A 22,086-nucleotide genomic window follows, 5' to 3' on the forward strand; every position below is an offset into this window, starting at 1 on the left:
TGTATTGGATTAACCTGAATACGCCATCATTCCGAAAATTGAAGGCCTCGTGGCAAAATGAATCGAGGAGAGGTGAAGTAAAACATGGAACAGGACAACATCATGTACCTGCAGAGCAAACTGAACAAGAACTACATCAAGTCAAAATTTCGGTCCAAGCTCTTTGGCGGACTGAACCATGACGATGTGGTGAACTACATCAGCAACATGGAACTGGAGTTTCAAAAAACCGAGCAGAAGATCCGCAAGGATCTGGCGGATCAGTGCGCCGTGAAAGTGGCCCTGCAGATGGAACTGGATGCGTTGAAAGCAAAAATTGCTGAAGAAGCAGCCCAGCGGGAAATGGAAATCAGTGAACTGCGCGATGAAAATGAACTGCTGAAAAATGAGATGCAGGGAAAAGACAAGGCTCTGCAGGAATTGGATGAAACCTTTGGGGTTCAGTACGAAAGTGCTTTAGCAGAGGCCCGAAAGCTGGAAGAAGAGCTGCAGAAGCTCCAATCGGAGCGGGAGGTTCTCAGCCAGGAGCTTCAGCTGTCCCAGGAAGAAAAAGCCGAGCTGCTGGCCATGACGGAAAAGCTCCATCAGCTTCAAGATGACCATGAATCCATGGCCCGGGAGCTGAGCCTCACCCAGGAAGAAAAGGCTGCCCTCCAAGGGAAAGCGGACACCGCCGTGCTGGATGAAGAAATACAGCGGGTGAAAAGCGAAACCGAACAGGAACTGATGCTGGAGCGTGCTGTCAGCGGAAAACTCATGCGGGATCTGGAAAATGCCAACCTCATGTTAAGAGACAAAGCCGTGGAGATCCGGAACCTGGAAAACCAGGTCCAGAAGGAAAAGATCCACGCTGCAGAACTGGAAATGACCCTGCGGGAAGAGCGCAACAAGCTCACCAATATGCAGATCAATGGCCTCAAGGATGAAGTTTCCGGGATTTATCTTCTTCTGGACGAGCTCTCCCAGGAACTGGCCCAGAACAAGGAAGATTTCAAGAATCGTCTGGAGCAGGAATCCCAGCGGGCAGAAGCTGCAGAAAATATGGTGGGCGAACTCCTCAAACTGGGCACCGACCTTCGGGACAAGCTGTCCGGGGAGCGCAACCTCATCGATACCCAGCTAAGGAAGATCATGGAGAAGCACGAACAGATCGTGGGCGATGCTTCAGGAATCCTGGTCAATTTTGGCGACTACAAAGATGTATCCTCTCATCAGTAATCCTTTGGACCTTCGGCATCGCCGGAGGTCCTTTTTAGAGGAAAAAATCAAGAGAGCGCAGAACCCCAGCCGAGGATGATCCTCCGCTGGGGTTCTGCGCTCTCTCTTTTATTGGTATGGGTGCGGATTCTTGATGGATGCCGTCTTTCCCGTCTCTTTTTAATGTCAGTTGCGGGGAATCAGGATCTCTAAAGGCGTGGGTAACGCTCTTGCGGGGCCTGAGTGACGGGGGAGAAGAAGCTCGTGGCTTTCGGTTTTTTCCAGTACCATGCGGGTCAGCATCACCGGTACGCCATTCTCCAGGGTACTGCTGATGCTCGTGGACTTCACCGGGACTTCCTCTTTCGTGAGCGTGGTCACCTCATGGTAGAAGAGACTGAAGGACTGATCGGTGAAGGTTCTAAACTCCAGGATCCAGGCATCCTCTTCTTCCGTGACGTTTAAGAGGTAGGTGTCCGGAATTTCCGGTGTGAGGGTCCGACGCTCCAGATCCACAAGAACTTGCTTCTCGGTTTTTGGCAGCGTGGTCAAGGCAGTGATCTTAAGCGTCTGGGGTTTGTCGCTGAAGTAGTCGGACTCCAGGAAGTAAGTCAGGGATGATCCGTCCAGGGAGCCAAAGGCTGAAATTCCCCCCGGGGCATTGGCTCCATCCAGGGACAGTTCCAGGTCTTTGATCCATGCGGTATTGGTATCGGGAAAGCGGAATGTGATTTCGGTGCCTGTGGGATACGTGGTCAGGGATTCCAGGATAACCTGCTGATCCAGAAGGGTCAGTTCCTGGTTCAGCACATGGGTTACCGGGGCCAAAAACGTGGGGAGGGAAAGCTCATAGTCAAAGCGATACTGCTTTTTGAGGGTCTCTTCGGGATACCCCGGGTTCTCTTTAATCGCCAGTTCCAGGGTCAGGTCGAAGTTTTGGGGCGTGGGGCGGTCGGCGAAGCGGAGCCGCAGAAGGAATAGCCCATCGTCTTCCAGAAGTCCCTGGGGAGTCAGGGAACTGCTGCTGTAGGCGTAGCCTTCGATCTTCTCTTTCGTATCCGGATGGGTCAGGGTAACGTTGTTCGGGAAGATCCATCCCTTCTCCTCCCGAAGAAAGGCCTCGGGAAGCTGGAAAATCAGCACGAGGCTGTGCTCATCGGCAATGACGTAGGGCAGATCCAGGGTGAGGCCTCCATCCTCGTGGGAGAGGGCCAGCTCTTGGAGATATTGATTCTCGATGGCGGACTGGATGCCCCGGTCTTCCTGGGTGAAACGAACCAAACGGGTGAGATCGCCGATGACGGGCCACTTCGCCAAAGTGTTGGCAAAAGCCGTGTTCGTGTTCACCAGGGTGACAAAGGTCAGGGCAAATAGTGCGGTGGTCAGGGCAGAATATAAGGTTCTTCGCCGTTTTCGGAGTCTTCGGCTCAGCCTTTCCTCGACACCCAAAAGGCCGGGGGGCGTATCCTGGACTTCCTGAACCAGGTCATTCCAGGGATGGTTATCGCTTTTCATGGGAGATTCCTCCTTCCTCGTCAGCCAGTTCAACTCGAAGAAGCGTCAGGGCCTTTCGGGCTCGGGTAGCCACCGTGCCCTCCGGCAGCGAGAGCAGCTTGGCGGTTTCCTTCAGGGTGTGATCGGCGAAGTACCGGAGGACAATGACCTGACGAAGCTCCTCCGGAAGGCTTTGCACGGCCATGCGGGTGGGAAGGGTCACTTCCGTATCCTGTTCCGGAAAGTCGGGCAGACCGTCCAGGGGGAGAAGGCGCTTCTCAGTTTTCAGCAGTTTCAGGCATTCGTTGATCAGGATTCGGGTGAGCCAGGTTTTCAGATAGTCCATCTCTTTTAGCTGGCGCCGATGGATGTAGCCTTGGTATACAGCTTCGTCCACGGCATCCAGGGCAGCGCTTTCCCGGCCCAGATAACCATAGGCGATCCGGTACATGGTGGCTTTATAGCCGGTAATAAATGCAAGATAGGTTTCTTTGTCCAGGGCGGGGGTGAATAGTCCCACGAGCATCCCTCCTTCTTCAACTATTAGAGATCCCAGATCCCTTTTTTCATTTCGAAAAGGGAAATTTTTTTTCTTTCGTTCTTCGCCGGTTTCCATGAGTCCTGAGGGGGTGAACCCTCCAGGGGGTTTTTGGCCATCGGTGCATGGTCATGGGCTGGATTTTGCAGATATCTTCATCATAGGAGCAGAAAGGCACAAGGACAAGGTATTCCCGGATTTTCTTTCCTTGACGCACAAAGAAGTGCGAAGAGAGAGGGGAGAAGAAAATGCTGCAGATCCGCTGAGGGTGGATAAATATGCATTAATGCAGATATTTTGAATAATTATTCAATATGAATACGAATGTATTCATTGAGAGGCTGCTAAATTGTCGGCGAGGAAGAAATAGCCCTTATTGAAGGATTCATGTTTGATTTATGCAGATGTGTACCGTGGGCGGACTGAGGTTTGATAAATACATACAATTTGCAGTTATTCAGTTATTTTACTCTCAATTATGCAAGAATATCTTCGTTTTTTGGGTCTGGACGTTTTACTGCTGGACGACGGAAGTTTGGGAAATAACGAATGATCATCGCGTTTTTCTATTTTTCATTCCGAAGACATTGTTTCGTGAAGCAAAAATATTTTGTAAATTAATAACGAATGGTGAACCGATGTCGTTTACATGGGCTGCTAATCCTTAATTATCAACGATTTTTATATTTTTTGTCGTTCATTACAGGTTTACGATTGACAAGGGATCATGGCGATGTATAATTATTAAAAATGCGCAAGCGATGCGGATTGTCAGGAAATCAGGAGAAATCTTGAGAGTTTGACAAGAAATCAACCTTGTTGTCATCAAAAAGGAGGAAAATCCATGAAAAAGAAAAAGAGAGGTCTGGGATTAGCCCTGGCGCTGGCTTCGATGATGTTCGTCACAGCCTGCGGCAGTTCCGGAAGTCCCGCCACCCCTTCCGAGACCCCGACCAATGAGACCCCCTCAGAAGGTGGAGATCAGGTTCTCAAGGTACAGTTCGATGTGGAAGTGTCATCCCTGGATCCCCAGATTGCCACGGATGGAACATCCTTTGAACTCATCGCCGCCACCACCGAAGGACTCTACACCGTGGATGCCAAAGGTTCTCCGGTCCTGGCCATGGCAAAGTCTGTGGACAAGAGCGAAGACGGCCTAACCTATACCTTTACTCTTCGCGATGCCCAGTGGACCGATGGTACACCGGTCACCGCCGATGATTTTGTTTTTGCCTGGAAACGTCTGGTGGATCCGGCCGTGGCCAGTGAGTATGCCTTCATCATGGAAATTGCCGGGGTGAAGAACGCCGCCGCCATCAGTTCGGGAGAAAAGCCCGTGGATGATCTGGGCGTCACGGCCAAGGATGCCAAGACCCTGGTGGTGGAACTGGATGTTCCGGTTCCTTACTTTGAATCCCTCATGGCCTTCCCCTCCTTCCTGCCGATGAATGAAGCATTCTTCACCGCAGCGGGAGATAACTATGGAACCTCCCCAGCCACAGTGCTGGCCAATGGTCCCTTCAAAATCACCGCCTATGAGCCTGCCACCACCTCCATTACCCTGGAAAAGAACGACAAGTACTGGGATGCTTCCGCCGTGAAACTGGCCGGCATTCAGTATCAGGTCATCAAGGATTCCCAGCAGGCCATGCTGTCTTATCAGAATGGCGATCTGGATGTGGCCACCCTCTCTGGAGAGCAGGTGGAACAGTTCCAGGCTGATCCGGAATTCAAGAATGTCGTCGCTGGATATCTCTGGTACATTTCCCCCAACCAGAAAGTAGCTGGATTGGAAAATGAGAATCTGAGAAAAGCCTTGGCTCTTTCCTATGACAAGGAAGCCATTGTGAGCAACATCCTAAAAGACGGCTCCATCGTGGCAAACTTCGCCGTCCCCACCAAGCTGGCTACAGGTCCCGACGGAAAAGACTTCCGCGAGACCACGGACACCTACCTTCTTACCGACAAAGCCAAGGCTGCGGAGTACTGGAACACCGCCAAGGGTGAACTGGGCGTCACGGAGCTGACCTATACCATGATCGTGGAAGACACGGAATCGGCCATCAACGTGGCACAGTTCATTCAGTCGGAGATTCAGACCACGCTCCCCGGCATCACCATCGAAATTCAGACCATGCCAAAGAAAAACCGCGTGGAGAGAATGCAGCAGGGTGACTTTGAACTGGGACTTACCCGATGGGGCCCCGACTATGCTGACCCCATGACCTACCTTGACATGTGGACCACCGGAAGCCCCAATAACTATGGATTCTGGTCCGATGCTGACTATGATGCCATCATCGAGTCTGCCAAGAAGGGCGAACTGGCCCTGGATCTGGAAGCTCGCTGGGAAGCCTTGAAGGATGCCGAAAAGATCGTCATGGATGCTGCAGTGATTCTGCCGGTATACCAGAAGGGCGATGCGGTGATGATCAAGGATGGCGTGGAAGGCATTGAGTTCCACTCCGTGGGCATCAACCGCGGCTACAAGAACGCCACAAAGAAATAGAAGGGTCCTGAATATCTAAAGCAAGAGTAGTGACGCTGTTCGATGGTCCTCATCGTGGCAACAGCGTCATTATTCTGCTTTATCCCCGACAGGAATCCTGAAGGAGAATTTCAATGAAAAAATACATTTTGAAACGGATTGGCATATCTGCCCTGACCCTCTTGGTGATTCTCTTCATCCTCTTCATCATGCTGGAGCTCATGCCCGGATCCCCCTTCAATGATGAGAAGCTCACGGAGGCCCAGCGGGCCATCATTAATGCGAAGTACGGTCTGGACAAGCCCGTCTTCATCCGCTTCTTCAACTACCTGAAGGCCATGCTCACGGGGGACTTCGGGGTCTCTTACACCATATCGAAGAATACACCCATCTCCACTCTCCTCCAGGCGCGGCTTCCCTTGTCTCTGCGCATCGGCGGCCAGGCGGTCTTCATTGGGACCATCATCGGGATTATCCTGGGCCTCATTGCCGCGATTAAGCACAATACGATTTTTGACACGCTGACCACGGTTATTTCCGTCATCGGCGTCAGCCTGCCCTCCTATGTTTTCGCCATGGGGCTCATCTATACCCTGGGGTTCAAGCTGAAATGGTTCCCCCTCCTTTATCAGGCCAAGGCGCCCTTTGAATCCACGGTGCTTCCCACGGTGGCCCTCAGTATGTTCACCATCGCCACAGTGGCCCGGTTCACCCGTACGGAAATGCTGGAAGTTCTGGGGACGGACTATATGCTTTTAGCGGAAAGTAAAGGGGTAAGCAACACCCACCTCATCTTCAAGCATGCCCTGCGCAATGCCCTGATCCCCATTATCACCGTGCTGGCCCCTTTGGTAGTGGGCCTCATGACGGGAAGCCTCGTCATCGAGAAGCTCTTCTCCATCCCGGGTATCGGCAGCCTCATGGTCACCGCCATCCAGTCCAATGACTACAATGTGATCATCACCTTAGCCTTCATCTACAGCGCCATGTTCATCGGCATCATGCTGGTGGTGGATATTCTTTACGGGATCATTGATCCCCGCATCCGTCTGGCAAAGGAGGACAGCCATGAATAACGAACAAATGGAATTTAAGCCGGATGATTTTGTGCTGGTGGGTTCTCTTGGCGATGCCTTCGTGGACGAAAGCTACAAGAAAGAATCCTACTGGAAGGATATCCTCTCCCGCTTCATGAAGAACAAAGGGGCTCTGGTGGGCCTGATCTTCATCATCCTGGTGGTCATCATGGCCCTAGTGGGACCGGGACTCAATGAGCATACCTATTACTCCCAGATCATCGCCCATCAGAACCTGGCTCCCCGAATTCCGGGTCTGGAAGATCTGGGGATCTTCAACGGTTCGGAAACCATGAACACCTCCACGGGAACCGTGGTGGTGAACAAATATGTGGTGCCTGGAAAAGTCACGGGTCTGGAAAAGACCTACTACTGGTTCGGCACCGATGTACTGGGCCGGGACATCTTCACCCGGACCTGGCAGGGAACACGAATTTCCCTCTACATCGCCCTGGTGGCCGTGATTGTGGACATGCTCTTCGGCATGAGCTACGGTCTGATTTCCGGTTATTTCGGCGGAAAGGTGGACATGGCCATGCAGCGCTTCTCTGAAGTGCTCAACGGCATTCCCACCCTAGTTCTCGTGACCCTTCTCATCATCGTCATGAAACCGGGGCTTGGCACCATTACCCTGGCGCTGGCCTTGACGGGCTGGATCGGCATGAGCCGCATTGCCCGGGCCCAGGTGCTGAAGCTCAAGGAGCAGGAGTTCATCCTGGCGTCCAAGACCTTGGGGGCCAAGGACTTCTTCATCATCTTTAAAGAGATCCTTCCCAATATCTTCGGACAGCTCATCATCATGTCCATGTTTTCTGTGCCCAATGCCATTTTCACCGAGGCCTTCCTGGCCTTTGTGGGGCTCGGCGTTCCCCAGCCCCAGGCTTCTCTGGGCTCCCTCATCAGTGATGCCTTCAAGTCCTTCACCACCCATCCCTACATGATCATCTTCCCCGTCATCGTTCTGGCCGTGATCATGCTAAGCTTCAATCTTTTGGCTGACGGACTCCGGGATGCCTTTGATCCCAAAATGAAAGAAAGGTAGGGCGTCGCCATGGAAAAAGAAGTGGTACTGCAGATTGAAAACTTATCCATCACCTTTGAAACTTCCTCCGGGCAGGTGAAAGCCATCCGCGGAGTGGACTTCACCCTCTACAAGGGGGATACCGTGGCCATTGTGGGCGAGTCCGGCAGCGGAAAGTCAGTCACGGTGAAGGCCATCATGGGCATTCTCTCGGGCAACGAGACCGTGAACAGCGGCTCCATCGCCTTTACCTACCGAAGGGGAGAAGAAGTGGTCCATGAAGACCTGCTCATGCTCTCCAAAAAGGAGATGCGCCGGCGCATCAACGGAAAACGCATTGCCATGGTGTTCCAGGATCCCATGACCTCTCTAAACCCCACCATGTCCATCGGCGCCCAAGTCATGGAGGGCATGACCTATCACCTGAAAATGACCAAGGGAGAGGCTCGAGCCAGGGCCATCGAGCTCTTGGAGCTGGTGGGCATCAGCGAACCGGAAAAACGCATGAAGAACTATCCCCATCAGCTTTCCGGGGGTATGCGTCAGCGGGTGGTCATCGCCATCGCCTTAGCCTGCAATCCGGAAGTGCTCATCTGCGATGAGCCCACCACGGCGCTGGATGTGACCATCCAGGCGAAGATTCTGGAGCTCATCCGGGATATCCAGAAGAAACTGGGGATCTCCGTCATCTACATTACCCACGACCTGGGGGTCGTGGCCAAGGTGGCCGATTATGTGGCGGTGATGTATGCCGGAAAGTTTGTGGAAAAGGGAACCACGGAGGAGATTTTCTACGATCCCCGTCATCCCTATACCTGGGGTCTGCTCTCGGCCATGCCCAGCATGGATCAGGCGGAAGGGGAGCTTTACACCATTCCCGGAAGTCCTCCGAATCTCCTGAATCCCGTCACCGGCGATGCCTTTGCCGTCCGGAACAATTACGCCCTGAATATCGATCACCGCATGGAACCCCCCATGTTCAAGATCACCGACACCCATTACGCCAGCACGTGGCTTCTCCACGAAAAGGCGCCCCGGGTGGAGATGCCACTGCAGCTGAAGCAGCGCATCGAGGCCATGAAAAAGGAGGCGAACTTCCATGGATGACCGAAAACCTCTCCTTCAGGTGACCCATCTGAAGCAATATTTCCGGATAAACCGGAAGTTCACCGTGAAAGCGGTGGACGATGTTTCCTTTGAAATCTATCCGGGAGAAACCTATGGCCTCGTGGGCGAGTCCGGCAGCGGAAAGTCCACCATTGGCCGTTCCCTTATTCGCCTCTACGATCCCACAGAAGGAAAAATCATCTTCAACGGCATGGATATTTCCGGAAAGCTGAAAAGCGAAGAAAATCGGAAGCTCCGCACCAAGATGCAGATGATCTTCCAGGATCCCATGGCATCGCTGAATCCCCGGAAGAAGGTCATTGACCTTATCGCTCTGGGGCTCGACATCCATAAAAGCTGCTCCTCGGCGGAGGAGCGGAAGAAACGGGTCTATGAGATTTTGGACATGGTGGGGCTCTCCCATGAGCATGCCAACCGTTATCCCCATCAGTTCTCCGGGGGCCAGCGTCAGCGAATCGGCATCGCCCGGGCCCTCATCATGAATCCGGACCTTATCATCGCCGATGAGGCCATCAGCGCCCTGGATGTGTCCATCCAGGCCCAGGTGGTGAACCTCATGAAGGAGATCCAGCGTAAGACGAACATCGCCTATCTCTTCATTGCCCATGATCTCTCCATGGTGAAATACATCTCCGACCGTATCGGGGTGCTGCACTTTGGCCATCTGGTGGAGACGGGCACCACGGAGGAGATTTTCTCCAATCCCGTGCATCCCTATACCCGATCCCTCATCTCGGCCATTCCCCATCCCAATCCGGCAGCGGAGCGGGAGCGGAAAGCCCTGTCCTATGACTATGCCACCAGCGGCATTGATTATCATCAAGGTACCCTCCGAAATGTGGGAGGCACCCACCAGGTCCTGGCCACGGAAGAGGAGCTTCAGGCCTGGACAGCAAAATAGCAACATTTTATCCGCCCAGATTTCCATGGAGAAGTCTGGGCGGATCCTTTTTGGGGAAAACTTCGGGGGAAAGTTTGTGAAAAAATGTGGACAATTCATGGCCTAAAGCTTAAGCTTTGGTGAAAGATTTCTGATATTCTTCTCAGAATTGTTCCGCTGCCGGGAAAATTTGGTATGCTATTTGTGAAAGTTAAATCGAGGTTAATTGCGGCGTGGATTAAACCGCAGGAGGTGAGCGGCATGGACCGTCTGACAAAAAAATTATCGGACTCCAAGTGGGCCCTGGCGACACTTTTGGGTCTGATTCTCTATGGGAAGTCCCTGTTCCTGCTCTTCACCCTCTATGAGGTGAGTGTTAGGGTGGTTCTCTTAAGTCTTCTCAGCATCGCCCCCATTGCCCTGGTGGTGTCCTTCATCTTCCTTTTTGCCGGCCGGGGCCGGTGGAAGTATTTCTTCCTGGTCAATGTGTTTTTCTCCGTGCTGTTTTACGCGGACATGGTCTATTTCAAGGGGCTGAACCAGCTCTTCAGCGTCTATGTCCTCTACATCAAGAACATCAGCTTCGACTTCGGTTCCAGCGCCTCCGGGTACTTCATGAGCTACGACTTCGTGGTGCTTTTGGATCTGCCGGTGTTTCTCCTCATGCTGCGGAAAAGCCGCATCTATGAAAAGGAGCAGACGCTGAAACCTCAATGGGGCGGAGCTCTTCTGCGGCGGACCCGCTTTGCCGTGGCCCTGACCCTCAGCGGACTCCTTATGGCCACCCAGGTCATGGCGGTGAGCGGAGTGGAAGACATGGAAAACTTCGAAAATCATGCGCTGCTCCTTTCGCCGGTGGGAAACCATCTGGTGAACATGGCCAGCTTCGTGGCGGAAAAAGTCATGAACCTCACGGAGGATGACCGAGCAGAAATCAGGGACTGGTTCGAAGCCAATGCGCAAAATCTGACGGCGGATGAAACCCATGCCGAGGACTTTGGCGTCCTTAAAGGGAAGAATATCGTGGTGCTCCATTTCGAGTCCCTGGAGAACTTTGTCCTCCAGGAAACGGCCGATGGCCAGGAGATCACCCCCAATCTGAACCGGATTCTGAAGGAGAGCTATTTCTTCTCGGGCGTTCGTGAGCAGGTTCGGGAAGGAACCAGTTCGGATACGGAGCTCATGTTTAACACGGGGCTATATCCCACGCAAAAAGGCAGCGCCTTCATGAGTTATGCTGAAAATACCTACTTTGCTCTGCCGAAGCTCTTAAAGAGCCAGGGCTATGCCACCATGACCCTCCACGGGGATGACGCCAAGTTCTGGAATCGGGATGTCATGTATCCGACGCTGGGGATTGAGCGCTATATCGATGAGTCCCTGTTTGAGGACAAACGCTACAGCGGTTTGGGAATCCTCGACGAATCCCTCTTCCAGCAGTCCCTCCTGGAAATCGGACGGACCAAGGAGCCCTTCTACTCCTACATCATGACCGTGACCTCCCATACTCCCTTCAATCTGGAGGAGGAGTACCGATATCTGGGCCTCCCGGGGGATACCGCTGACGCGGGCTATCTGGAAAGCATTCACTATACGGATTATCATTTCGGCAAGTTTTATGAGGAGCTAAAGAAAAAGGGACTCCTGGAGAATACAGCCTTCGTCATCTTCGGGGACCATGAAGGGATCCATAAATACCACGAGACCGAGCTTCCGGAAAATGACAAGAAGATTCCCTTTATCGTTCATGTGCCGGGGATGAAGGGCGAGGAGATTGACCGCATCGGCGGACAGATCGATATGCTACCCACACTCCTGTACCTTCTGGGCGAAGAGGAGAGCACCTATGGCGACAAAGTCATGGGCACCAATCTCTTCCATCCGGGAACCGGATCGGTGATTCTGGCCTCTGGTGAGATCATCGGTGATCCGGAGGATCCCGTGCATCTGCAGCAGGCGGGAATACTCGCCAATAAGATCCTGGCTGGGGACTACTTTAAGCCTCTGGTGGAGGATGCCTCATCTTCCCTGGACGACTAAAAAATATTGAAGGGCCATCGTTTACGCAACGATGGCCCTTTTTTAGTGTTTTGTTTTTTTGCCCTCGATTTCGCTTTTCACATGGATCAGCGGTGTATCGGGAATGAGGATGTTGTATTTCTGCCTAGTGACTTCCAGGTAGACCTCCAAGAGTTCATCTTGGCCGCTGAGCTTCAGGAGAAAGAATGCGGCCTGGAGGGAATCCATGTAGTCGGCGTTCTGGAGCATATACTCGGCAATCCCTTTTCGGTAATAAAGAAGATTGAGGGCATAAGTAGTTTCTTTCTTGCGGCAGTAGTCAATGCCTTCCTGGGCATATCGGATGACCCCCTCATGGTGATCCTGGAGATGGTGGTTGTAGCAGAGATTGGAGTAGATCTTGATGATGAGAAAATCCACATATTTTCCAGGATTGTTGTCCTTGAGTTTTTCTAGGATAAAGTGGAGGATTTCGTTGCTCAGATCAATCTCATTCTTTTCGGCGATGAGGATGCTGATCAGAAGGAGGATGCGCAGTTCGATGTAGGAGTAGTTGAAGCTCTTGTATTTCTTGGTGCTGAAGGTGGGCATGGTGAGCTTCAGGGCGTCCGTCAGCACATAGCGGGCATCTTCCCGGTCATTGGAGATCCGGGAGTGGTAGAGGGCGCTGCCCCGCATGAGCATGAGGAGCTGGATCACCTCCGTGGGGTTCACGATGGCCATGCGCGTACTGTCCGAGAAGTTCTTCCGGATGTCCGCTTCCACGGCTTTCATCTTTCCGGCATCAAAACAGGTGATGAGATCGTCCAGTTCATCGTGATATTCCGTGAGCAGCTTGTTTGCCCGACAGCTTTTTAAGAGTTCCAACAGATCTTGCTTATAAATGGTGGAGAGGAGTTCCAGGGTTTCGTACCGGGGGATGACCTCTCCTTTTTCAATGCGCCGGAGGGCATCCACGCTGACGCCGGTGCTGCTTTGAATATCCAGCTGGCTAAGTCCCACATCTTTTCGAAGATTCTTCATTTTTTCGCCGAACTCCGCCAGATTGTAGCTGATGAACATGGACAAATCCTCCTTTAGTGAAATGCATTACTATCTTCTATTTTATCGCAAGATGTGAAAGTTGTATATCGGTGACTCATCATTCTCCCCAGGAAAATGCAATTTTGCGCATCTTCTCCCAGGAGTTCTCCCTGGGGGAAGAAAGCGGTCCAGGTTCATGAGGAAGCTGTGAAAAAAACGGCAAAATAGCGCTTTTTCCCGCGGTCATCACGGAAAGAAGCCCGAAAACCATTGAGGTTCAAGAGAAAAAGCGCGTAGGTTAAAGATGATGTCATTGTCGCAAAACCCCGAAGAAGTTCGGGGTTTGTCGAGCGATTTCTTCCCTATAATGAGCTCAATCAGAAATATAGGTCATTAAGGGAGGAAAAAGTCATGATTAAGAAAATGTTGGCCAAGGTTCTCGTCCTGTCGCTGCTTCTGAGTGCACTCACCACCTTCACCGTATTTGCTGGCGAAAATGATGTCCCTCGCATGTGGAGCATCACCACATCCCAGTCTGCTGATTAGTCTCCCAACACAATTAAATCAGGCTCCGGCTTGACCGGAAAGTGGCAGCCCCGTTACGGGGCATGTCGCGCATCAAGGAGGTTTCCATGAGTATACTTGCAGCAACCCAAAAAAGACTGTTTCCCCCAACCCTGATCCATCGGAGCGAAGGGCAAAGAAAAAGAGAAGTGGATAAAGATCAGCGGTTCAGCGCTCTCTATGAGCGGCTGGACCAGCTTCCCGTTTCCCTGTCCAGCCGCTATCATCATTTTGGACTCGTCTTTGAAAATTTAAGCTATCGCGATGAAGACGGCCACATGGTTCTCGCTGGACTCAATATGACCATCGAGCAAGGGAAAAAGTATCTCCTTCTGGGCACTGAGGAATCCGGCAATGCGGAGCTTTTAAAAATACTGTCCCACCAGATCCAGGAATATGACGGAAATGTCTATGTGGGCCATCAGAATCTGAAGGAACTCCAGGGCAAGTCCTTGGAGCGGATCCTGGCCTTCATTCACAAGAACATTTTCGTCCTCAACGATACCATCTACCGAAATATCGCCCTGCATCCTCATTATGACGAAAAGAAGGTAAGAGAGAGTATGAGAAGAGTTGGACTCAATGAACGGCCAGAGGCCAATACCACCGATATCGCCTTGAACCGGGGCTTCTATTCCGCCAATGAGCGGCAGAAGATTTCCATCGCCCGGGCACTGGTGAATAATTCCTCCATTCTGATCCTGGACAGTACGTCCGACTGCACCAAGGACTGTGAAGTGGAAGAACTGATCCTGAACATTCGGGACATGACGGTACTTTCCGTGAGTCACATCCTCAGCAAGGAACTGGTGGACCGGTATGACAAGATTTTTGTTCTGGATGAAGGACGTGTGGTGGAAGAAGGATCCTTCAGCGATCTTCTTCTCCAGGGCGGTCATTTCTATAGTATGTATGTGCGTAACGAAGCCATCTAGTGACAGGACGCACTCCTTATGATCATCTCCCTCCCCTGGGATTGCGGAATATGCGCCATCACCCTACTGATGGCCCTAAAATCCGGGTGAATTGCCTCTGCTGTGACGAGAGAGGCAAAAGACCCGGTTTTTTGTTGCTTTCTTTACGGTATCGAAGCCCTGGACTATAATGAGAGAAGAATTTGAAAATTTTCGGATTGAGGAGGTTCATCGCATGGAGAGGGAGAGAGTGGCCATCGTCACGGGGGGCGCCCAGGGGATTGGCCGAGAGATTGTGGAGACTTTTCTTCGGGAAGGCTATCATACGGTGGTTCTGGATAAAGAGCAGATGATGGAGGAGGATTCCTCCCATCGCCTGATGTATCTTCAAGGAGATCTGACCCATAAGGCCTTTCTGGAAGAGGCCGCAGCGAAAATCATTGAGGATTTTGGCCGAGTGGACTGCCTCATCCACAATGCCGGGGCCTCCCATGAGGGAATCCTAAGCGGATGCAGTTATGAGACCTTCAATGAGATCCTTCATCTGGGGATCACGGCACCTTACTATCTGACCTTGAAACTGAAGGATCATTTTGCTCCCGGAGCCAGTGTGGTGAATATTGCCTCCACCCGTGCCCATCAGTCCCAGGCGGATACGGAGAGCTACAGTGCAGCCAAGGGCGGGCTTCTTGCCCTGACCCACGCCCTGGCCATGAGTCTTGCCGGTATTGCCCGGGTGAACGCCATCAGCCCGGGTTGGATCGATACCCAAAATAGCAGTTTCCACGAAGCGGATCTCTTGCAGCACCCGTCAAAAAGAGTGGGGGTGCCCCAGGATGTGGCCCGGCTCGTGTGGTTTCTCTGCCAGGAGGACTCCTCCTTCATCAATGGCCAGGAAATCATCGTGGATGGTGGCATGAGTCGCCGGATGATCTACCATGGAGACGAAGGCTGGCAGTATCAGCCCCAAGGGAAATAAGAAGTATAGGAAAACTCAGGAGGAAGAGCATGATGAAAACCATCGAGGTGGTGGCCGCCATATTGGTCCACGACGGTAAAATTCTCTGTATGCAGCGAGATGCCGCCAAATACGACTATATCGCCTATAAGTATGAGTTTCCCGGAGGGAAAATCGAAAGGGGCGAAACCCGGAGTCAGGCTCTCATGCGGGAACTGAGGGAAGAGATGGATCTTCAGCTTAACATCGCCGAGGAACAGTACTTCATGAGCATTGACCACACCTATCCGGACTTTCGGATTGTGATGCATAGCTACCTTATCCCCGTGGAAACACCCACTTTCACGCTGAAGGAGCACCTCAGCTTCTGCTGGCTGCAGCCTGCAGCGCTTTCTCAGCTGGACTGGGCTCCAGCGGATTATCCTTTGGTGGATCAGCTCATGAACATGCTTATACCGGGTATAAGTTAACCTTGTCTTGGCACATCAGTGAAGCATGTATGGAAAACTTGGAGAGGTTCATGCTGGGGAGTTATGGAACCCTGATTCTCCAGGATAGAGAGTGTGATCAAATTTCCTAACATCAAACGAGAAAATATCGTTTCTGTACGCCGACAATTATGGTGCGGGAATAAAAATATTTAGTTCAAAAGAGGTCAAGGGATTATCCACCAAAAACCATCTTCTAGGCAGAATCTTGATTGTTTGTCCCTAATAATGTATATTATTAGGGACAAAGAGGTGAAAATAATGGATGCTAAAAGTTATATCGCACAAATGGAAGAGCGGATCGACAGGGCACAAAGTGGTTCTGCATTTACGTTGTCGGATTTTACTGATCTTATGGATTATGAAACGGCTAAAAAATCGATATCACGCCTCGAAAAAAAAGGAACATTGAGGAGAGTGCTGCGAGGGATTTATGATAAACCAAGGTACAGTAATCTGCTGCGTGAGCAAGCAGTTCCAGATCCTGATCGTGTAGCCCATGCCATTGCTCGGAACTATAACTGGGCCATTTCCCCGCAGGGAGAGACCTCTTTAAATGTGCTTGGATTATCGACACAGGTTCCGGCAGATTGGTCATATTATAGCAGCGGACCCACCAAGGAATATCCCTTATATGAACTTTCCATCAAATTTCTCCATCGCTCAAATCGTGAAATGAGGGGAATGTCATCGAACACCTTGTTGATGATACAAGCCATAAAAGCCATAGGACAGTATAAAATTACAGATAAAGAGATAATGATCTTAAGGAAGTCTTTTACGACAGAAGAACTTACTTTAATTCTCCAGGAAGGCCAAAATACGACCCGATGGATCTATGAGGTGATCAAAGAAATCTGCAAAATATGATGTGAGGTGACAAATGTATAATATTGCAAAAGCACCACAGCAGGACCGTGAAATCCTGTTTTTGAATACTGCGGCCAAAATAGGCGTCAATGCAGCTATCATCGAAAAAGACTTTTGGGTATGCCTATCACTACATTACCTGTTTCATGAAAGCAAGTGGAAAAATTCCTTTGCCTTTAAAGGGGGGACCAGCCTTTCTAAAGGGTATGGCTTGATTGAGCGATTTTCAGAAGATGTTGATTTAATTTTAGATTGGAGAGTTCTTGGTTATTCTGTTCTCGAACCATGGAAAGATCGATCCGCAACAAAACAGCAAAAGTATACGGAAGAAATGAATCACCGGTTACAGGACTTCCTCGAGTTTGAGTTTATCCCGGATTTTCAGAAACACTTTTCGATACTGATTGATGAACCCGTATCAGTGTATTTATCGAAGGATGATCCTGGAACGGTAAAGCTTAAGTATCCTCGTTCCTATGATGAGGAGTCGATTTTGCAGGAGATTAGATTGGAAATTGGAGCCCTCGCCGCGTGGACACCGACAAAAATGATGGAGATCCAGTCCTATGCAGCGGAATGTTATCCGGACATCTTCGTGCAAAAAACTGCGATGATTCTTACCACGACATCGACACGAACTTTCTGGGAAAAGGCTACAATACTCCATCAGGAAGCCATGCGCCCAGGAACATCGATGATTCCCAGTCGTTACTCTCGTCATTATTATGATTTATACTGTATGACGAAGAAAGGTGAACTGATTAAAGCTCTTGAAAATCTGGATTTGCTGAATCAAGTTGTCGATTTCAAAATGAAATTTTATCCAAGGGGATGGGCTAGATACGAGTTAGCGCGAGCTGGTTCACTAAAGCTAGTACCCCCACAGCATTGTTTGGCTTCGCTTCGTGTTGATTATGAGAAAATGCGAGCGATGATTTATGGAGTTTATCCGGATTTTGAGGAGATGATGGATGAACTTAATGCGCTAGAGCGAATAATAAATACAGTAATCATGGAGAAAGAAAACGTCCAGGATCTGGACTCGAAGTATATTCGTGGTTGGTGATAACTCAATAGGAGGCTTACTCGGACTTCAACCAATTTTCGATTCACGATCAAGCACCACGTTTATTAGGATAAAATTAGTATCGGAGGAACCACTTAATTGAAGGGTTTCTCCGTTTTGCATTCGGAGAAATTTTTGAAGACTATCGGGAGATGATTCAGAGAATGTTGAAATTTCTGATTTATATCCTCGTGTTCAATGTTATAATGAACAAAATGAGGAAAGTCTATGGATAAAACTATTTAGTTCATGGTAAGTGTATCCGTTGTTATATGATGAGTACTAAGGATTCACCAAGAGTCTTGAGGAACTATAGGGTTCAGTGCATTTGAAAGCGATTTGGCGTACATTTCAATGAAGACGGACCAGGGTAGCTACCTACACTACGGATTTTGTCATGATTAATCAACACTGGAATGAGGGTAAAGGATGGAGAATCGATTTTTAACCAATTACACCGAGCAGCCCTTCCTGGAGCGAGTTCGAAAAAACTTGAGGGCCTGCGACAGTTTTTGCTTCTCGGTGAGCTTTATTAAGAAAGCGGGATTATCGCTGCTGATTAAGGATCTTGAGGCTGCCTTGGCCAGAGGTTGCCAAGGGCGCCTGATCACATCCACCTATCAGAACTTCACGGATATTGAGTCCCTGCGGACCTTTCATCGGCTCATGAATGATTATCCGCAGTTTTCCTGTCACTTGGATTATGAGAGTTTTCATGATGAACAGTACTCCACCCTAGGGTTCCATACCAAGGGTTATATCTTTACCTTTCCCGCTCACTGCGAAATCATCATTGGCTCTTCAAACCTCACCCGCTATGCGCTTCTGCGAAATGTGGAATGGGATCTTCTGCTCCAGGAGTCTATGGAGTCGCCCATTTATCTTCAGACCATGACGGAGTTCGAGAGTTTGTGGGCACAAACCCACGCCCTTGATCAGGAACTGATTCAGCGCTATCAGGAACAGCTTCATTACGCCATTGAACGATGGGATATGGATTATGACCGGGCAAAGACGGCCATAAAACCCAACTACATGCAGCGTGCGGCCTTGAAAGAGCTGAACCGGTATCGGGCCATGGGGATCCATCGCGCCATGATCATCAGCAGTGCCGGATCAGGAAAGACCTTTCTGGCAGCCTTTGATGCACTGAATTTCAATCCGAAACGGCTTCTCTATATTGTCCATGAAAGTTCCATCTTGAAGAAATCCCTGGAAACTGTTCAAACCGTTTTTGGCCCGGATGTCTATTGCGGACTGTACACCGGCGAAGCCAAAGAGGGGGACGCGGACTTCCTGTTTGCTACAAATATTTTGATGGCTAGGGATTTGGCATTATTCCCTAAGGATGCCTTTGATTATATCGTCATCGATGAATGTCATCATGCCGTGGCAGACAGCTACAAAAAGATCATTAGCCATTTTGAACCTGAGTTTCTGCTGGGGCTCACCGCCACGCCGGAGCGTATGGATAATCAGGATGTCCTGGAGCTCTTTGATCAAAATGTGCCCTTTGAGCTGCGTCTACGCGATGCCATCATCAATGATCTCATTGTCCCGTTCCATTATTATGGCATTCGTGACCAGATGGTGGATTATGGGCTGCCCAAAAACCAGGAACGGAAAATGCTGGCCCAGATCGCCGATGAGGAACATTGCGCGTTTATCATCGGGGAGATCGAGAAGCATCGGCCATCGGGAAAGCTTAAAGCCTTGGTATTCTGCCGCAATATCACCCATGCTCGAATGATGGCCGAGGCCCTGGGGTCCCACTATCATACGGCATACCTCACGGGGAAAAACACCGTGGGTGAGCGGATTCGTGCCTATGATGACCTCCAGAGTGAGTCTGCCGATCTAGAACTGCTTTGTTCCGTGGATATTTTGAATGAAGGTGTGGATATTCCGGGGGTAAATATGGTGATTTTTCTTCGTCCCACGGAATCCTCCACGGTCTTCATCCAGCAGCTGGGGAGAGGTCTTCGTAAGTTTCCCCATAAGCCTTATGTGACGGTGCTGGATTTCATCGGAAACAGCTATAAACGAAGTGTGCAGATTGCCTTTGCCTTGGGCAGTCTGGCCCAAAATCTGGTTCTGGAAAAGAGGCTCATGATGTCTCTGGTCAAGGACAATTTTTCCGCATTGAAGCTTCAGGAGTATGGGGTAAAAATCCAGATCGACGATCTCAGCAAGGAGGAGATCATCGAACATCTGGAAAATGAGAACTTTAACAGTTTGAGCTATCTCAAGCAGGATTATCTCAACTTTAAACGCTTCATCGGAGCTGAATTTTATCCCCGTCACATGGATTATCTGAACAATGACAGCGCCCCAGATCTTCAGCGGTTTATGAGCATCAAAATCGGAGGAAAGAAAACCAGCTGCTACTATAACTTTCTTCTGGGCATTGAGGAAGACCATCTTCCCATCTTCACCGAATCCCAAGTCCGCTTCCTCCAGTATGTCTCATCTTTCTTGCCACTGGTCCGTCCCCATGAGTTCCTGATTATCGCTCATCTTCGGAAAAAACCGGCCACGAAAGAAGAGCTGATCATGATGCTGCAAGAATCTGTTCAGGGCTTTTCCCAGGAACAGGCAGACCATGCGCTGGAGTTCATGGAAAAGAATCAGGCCCTGGGAAGGGAGGGGGTCCTATACACCCTGAATACCCTCCTGGATGAACAGTTTCTCGATTACCTGGATGATCTCTTGGAGTATGGTCTGGTCAAATATGAGGCCGATTATGGAGTCAGCACAGATTTTCTCCTTTGGCACAGTTACCGGATGGATCAGGTTCAGCTAAAGCTACTAAACAACCCCGGATATACCATGAAGGGAACCTACATCTACGGAAAAACCGTGGTGATTTTTGCCTCGCTGAAAAAAGACGCCTCTGTGGAAGAACGGCTGAATTATCAGGACAAATATCTTGCTCCGGACCTTTTCCAATGGGAGAGTGAAAACAACATCAGCCGCAATGACTTGCAAGGTCTTCTGGAGAGTGAGCATGCGCTGATTTTTATCCGTAAGGTTTCCTCGGAAAATGGGGTGGTAATGCCCTTCACCTATGTCGGAAAGGGAAAGCTAACGAATCCCCGAAAACAGGAGAAAATCGACAGCGTCACCAGAAAGTTGGGAACCACGTACATCTTTGATGTCCCCATGGACAATGAACTTCCGGATTATCTGCAGTATGATTTTGGGCTTCAGCATTAGGTGCGGATCAAAGTAACAGCGATAAGCACGGTTATTAATGTTATAAGTTCAACTTTTCATGATGAATAAGATATAATAAAATTTAATAATTAGATTTAGATATACGATTAGATATAATTAAGTCATACGAGATAGCAAATGGCAAAATTAAGTGCTTTACCAGAAGGAACAGATTATTCAAAAATTGAAAACTGATGAGTAAAATATTGAGCCAAACTCGGAGATTAGCCAAGCCTAATACTTGTATTTTATGTGGCAAAGATCAAACAAGTTTTTGTAATTAGCACTCAGTATCGCAATTATCCCTTAATAATATTGCAGATAATGGAAAATTGCTACATGCGCAGCTTTGATGGAAATAGAAATTATTGACATTGAGAAGTGTGTTAATAGTTCAGGAACATTTCAAATCATATGTGATTATTGTGATAGCACATTTTTTCGAGATTATGCGAATGAACAAAATTTATAATCGCTACCCACAGATAAAATGCTTGCAGAAATTGCAGTAAAGATTTTTCTTCTACAAATAAGTAAAAGAACTCATGAAGTAGAGATTTATAAGGAAATACAAAGCAAACAATTTATATTAACCCAGAAGAGTTGGCTGAAATTTGGCATATTCTTCACCCAAAAATCCAGCTGAAGCTGATATCCCATAGGAACCTCATCAGAAGATTCAAAACTTCGATGGATTGCTTTCTTCGGAATATGATATTCGAGCCTTAGGTTTCGCACATATTGGCTTACCGTTCGCGGGGAGACATCTAACGTTCCATAATGATCTATCAACCAATCATTAACTTGTGCAGCTGTCATATTTGGATATGTCTGTAACCAGTCAAAGACCACCGGCTTCAATTTTACATGCGCGCTTAACTATCGGATGGCGACTACATTATCCATGTAATCATCTAAGGTCATCTTTCGATACTTTGATACTGTCTTCTGGTAAATCCGGAGTATCTTTGTAGTCTGTCTTTCCGTAAACCCCTTCTGCACTAGTTGCTTAATCTTACTGTACATTTCTATCTCCTTCATCTAGTAATACCTCCTGAAAGCCATATATCATAGAGGTTATCACACAATTGATCAGAAATGGCTCCCTTCCTGCCATGAAGTGGTATAATTCGTGGTAGAAACTGG

18 protein-coding genes are annotated in these 22,086 nt (G+C 49.6%); 15 read left to right on the plus strand and 3 right to left on the minus strand.

Features of this window, described 5'->3' with window-relative positions:
• Positions 1-84 precede the first annotated feature (84 nt).
• Positions 85-1,218, plus strand: a complete 1,134-nt coding sequence (locus tag KCG48_RS07030) for a coiled-coil domain-containing protein (protein WP_211800856.1) — start codon at positions 85-87, stop codon at positions 1,216-1,218.
• 165 nt (positions 1,219-1,383) lie between these two features.
• Here KCG48_RS07030 and KCG48_RS07035 read toward each other — a convergent pair whose 3' ends face one another.
• Together KCG48_RS07035 and KCG48_RS07040 are read right to left on the minus strand one after the other, a co-directional pair.
• The gene (locus tag KCG48_RS07035; protein WP_211800857.1) at positions 1,384-2,712 is read right to left on the minus strand and encodes a DUF4179 domain-containing protein; all 1,329 of its coding nucleotides are present in this window, start codon (positions 2,710-2,712) and stop codon (positions 1,384-1,386) included.
• Entirely contained in the window at positions 2,699-3,211 is a 513-nt protein-coding gene (locus tag KCG48_RS07040; RefSeq protein WP_211800858.1) for a sigma-70 family RNA polymerase sigma factor, read from the minus strand. The genes KCG48_RS07035 and KCG48_RS07040 overlap by 14 nt, the downstream gene beginning before the upstream one ends.
• Before the next feature lie 94 nt (positions 3,212-3,305).
• On the opposite strand from KCG48_RS07040, the gene KCG48_RS07045 reads away from it, so the two are divergent.
• From KCG48_RS07045 to KCG48_RS07075, 7 genes are all read left to right on the plus strand, one after another.
• The gene (locus tag KCG48_RS07045; protein WP_211800859.1) at positions 3,306-3,530 is read left to right on the plus strand and encodes a hypothetical protein; all 225 of its coding nucleotides are present in this window, start codon (positions 3,306-3,308) and stop codon (positions 3,528-3,530) included.
• A 543-nt stretch (positions 3,531-4,073) separates the two neighbouring features.
• The gene (locus tag KCG48_RS07050) at positions 4,074-5,738 is read left to right on the plus strand and encodes a peptide ABC transporter substrate-binding protein (protein WP_211800860.1); all 1,665 of its coding nucleotides are present in this window, start codon (positions 4,074-4,076) and stop codon (positions 5,736-5,738) included.
• Between the two features lie 113 nt (positions 5,739-5,851).
• On the plus strand, positions 5,852-6,793 hold the full coding sequence (locus tag KCG48_RS07055) for an ABC transporter permease (protein ID WP_211800862.1): 942 nt from the start codon (positions 5,852-5,854) through the stop codon (positions 6,791-6,793).
• Positions 6,786-7,835: an oligopeptide ABC transporter permease gene (gene opp3C / locus KCG48_RS07060; RefSeq protein WP_211800865.1), complete on the plus strand. Its 1,050-nt coding sequence runs from the start codon at positions 6,786-6,788 to the stop codon at positions 7,833-7,835. The genes KCG48_RS07055 and opp3C overlap by 8 nt, the downstream gene beginning before the upstream one ends.
• A gap of 9 nt (positions 7,836-7,844) precedes the next feature.
• Positions 7,845-8,921 carry an ABC transporter ATP-binding protein gene (locus KCG48_RS07065; protein ID WP_211800867.1) on the plus strand — a complete coding sequence of 359 codons (1,077 nt, stop codon included), beginning with the start codon at positions 7,845-7,847 and terminating at the stop codon, positions 8,919-8,921.
• Entirely contained in the window at positions 8,914-9,843 is a 930-nt protein-coding gene (locus KCG48_RS07070; RefSeq protein WP_211800868.1) for an ABC transporter ATP-binding protein, read from the plus strand. Before KCG48_RS07065 ends, KCG48_RS07070 begins: the two co-directional genes overlap by 8 nt.
• Positions 9,844-10,083: 240 nt before the next feature.
• Positions 10,084-11,862 (plus strand): LTA synthase family protein, encoded by a 1,779-nt coding sequence (locus KCG48_RS07075; RefSeq protein WP_211800869.1) that lies wholly within the window; start codon positions 10,084-10,086, stop codon positions 11,860-11,862.
• A gap of 42 nt (positions 11,863-11,904) precedes the next feature.
• On the opposite strand, the gene KCG48_RS07080 is transcribed toward KCG48_RS07075, so the two are convergent.
• Complete coding sequence (locus KCG48_RS07080; RefSeq protein ID WP_211800870.1) at positions 11,905-12,903, minus strand: helix-turn-helix domain-containing protein; 999 nt, start codon at positions 12,901-12,903, stop codon at positions 11,905-11,907.
• Between the two features lie 372 nt (positions 12,904-13,275).
• On the opposite strand from KCG48_RS07080, the gene KCG48_RS14890 reads away from it, so the two are divergent.
• From KCG48_RS14890 to KCG48_RS07110, 7 genes are all read left to right on the plus strand, one after another.
• Positions 13,276-13,410: a hypothetical protein gene (locus KCG48_RS14890; RefSeq protein WP_269142414.1), complete on the plus strand. Its 135-nt coding sequence runs from the start codon at positions 13,276-13,278 to the stop codon at positions 13,408-13,410.
• 86 nt (positions 13,411-13,496) lie between these two features.
• A complete protein-coding gene (locus KCG48_RS07085) occupies positions 13,497-14,363 on the plus strand; it encodes an ATP-binding cassette domain-containing protein (protein ID WP_211800871.1) in 867 nt (288 codons plus the stop codon).
• A 214-nt stretch (positions 14,364-14,577) separates the two neighbouring features.
• Positions 14,578-15,321 carry an SDR family oxidoreductase gene (locus KCG48_RS07090; protein ID WP_211800872.1) on the plus strand — a complete coding sequence of 248 codons (744 nt, stop codon included), beginning with the start codon at positions 14,578-14,580 and terminating at the stop codon, positions 15,319-15,321.
• Between the two features lie 29 nt (positions 15,322-15,350).
• Positions 15,351-15,770, plus strand: coding sequence for a (deoxy)nucleoside triphosphate pyrophosphohydrolase (locus tag KCG48_RS07095; RefSeq protein ID WP_230977042.1), 420 nt, complete (start codon positions 15,351-15,353; stop codon positions 15,768-15,770).
• A gap of 279 nt (positions 15,771-16,049) precedes the next feature.
• Positions 16,050-16,658: a DUF6088 family protein gene (locus KCG48_RS07100; protein ID WP_211800873.1), complete on the plus strand. Its 609-nt coding sequence runs from the start codon at positions 16,050-16,052 to the stop codon at positions 16,656-16,658.
• Between the two features lie 13 nt (positions 16,659-16,671).
• Positions 16,672-17,724, plus strand: coding sequence for a nucleotidyl transferase AbiEii/AbiGii toxin family protein (locus KCG48_RS07105; RefSeq protein WP_211800874.1), 1,053 nt, complete (start codon positions 16,672-16,674; stop codon positions 17,722-17,724).
• A 429-nt stretch (positions 17,725-18,153) separates the two neighbouring features.
• Positions 18,154-20,940, plus strand: a complete 2,787-nt coding sequence (locus tag KCG48_RS07110) for a DUF3427 domain-containing protein (protein ID WP_211800877.1) — start codon at positions 18,154-18,156, stop codon at positions 20,938-20,940.
• The last annotated feature ends 1,146 nt before the right edge of the window (positions 20,941-22,086 follow it).

This window comes from Proteiniclasticum sediminis (assembly GCF_018128025.1).
GTDB classification, from domain to species: Bacteria; Bacillota; Clostridia; order Clostridiales; family Clostridiaceae; genus Proteiniclasticum; species Proteiniclasticum sediminis.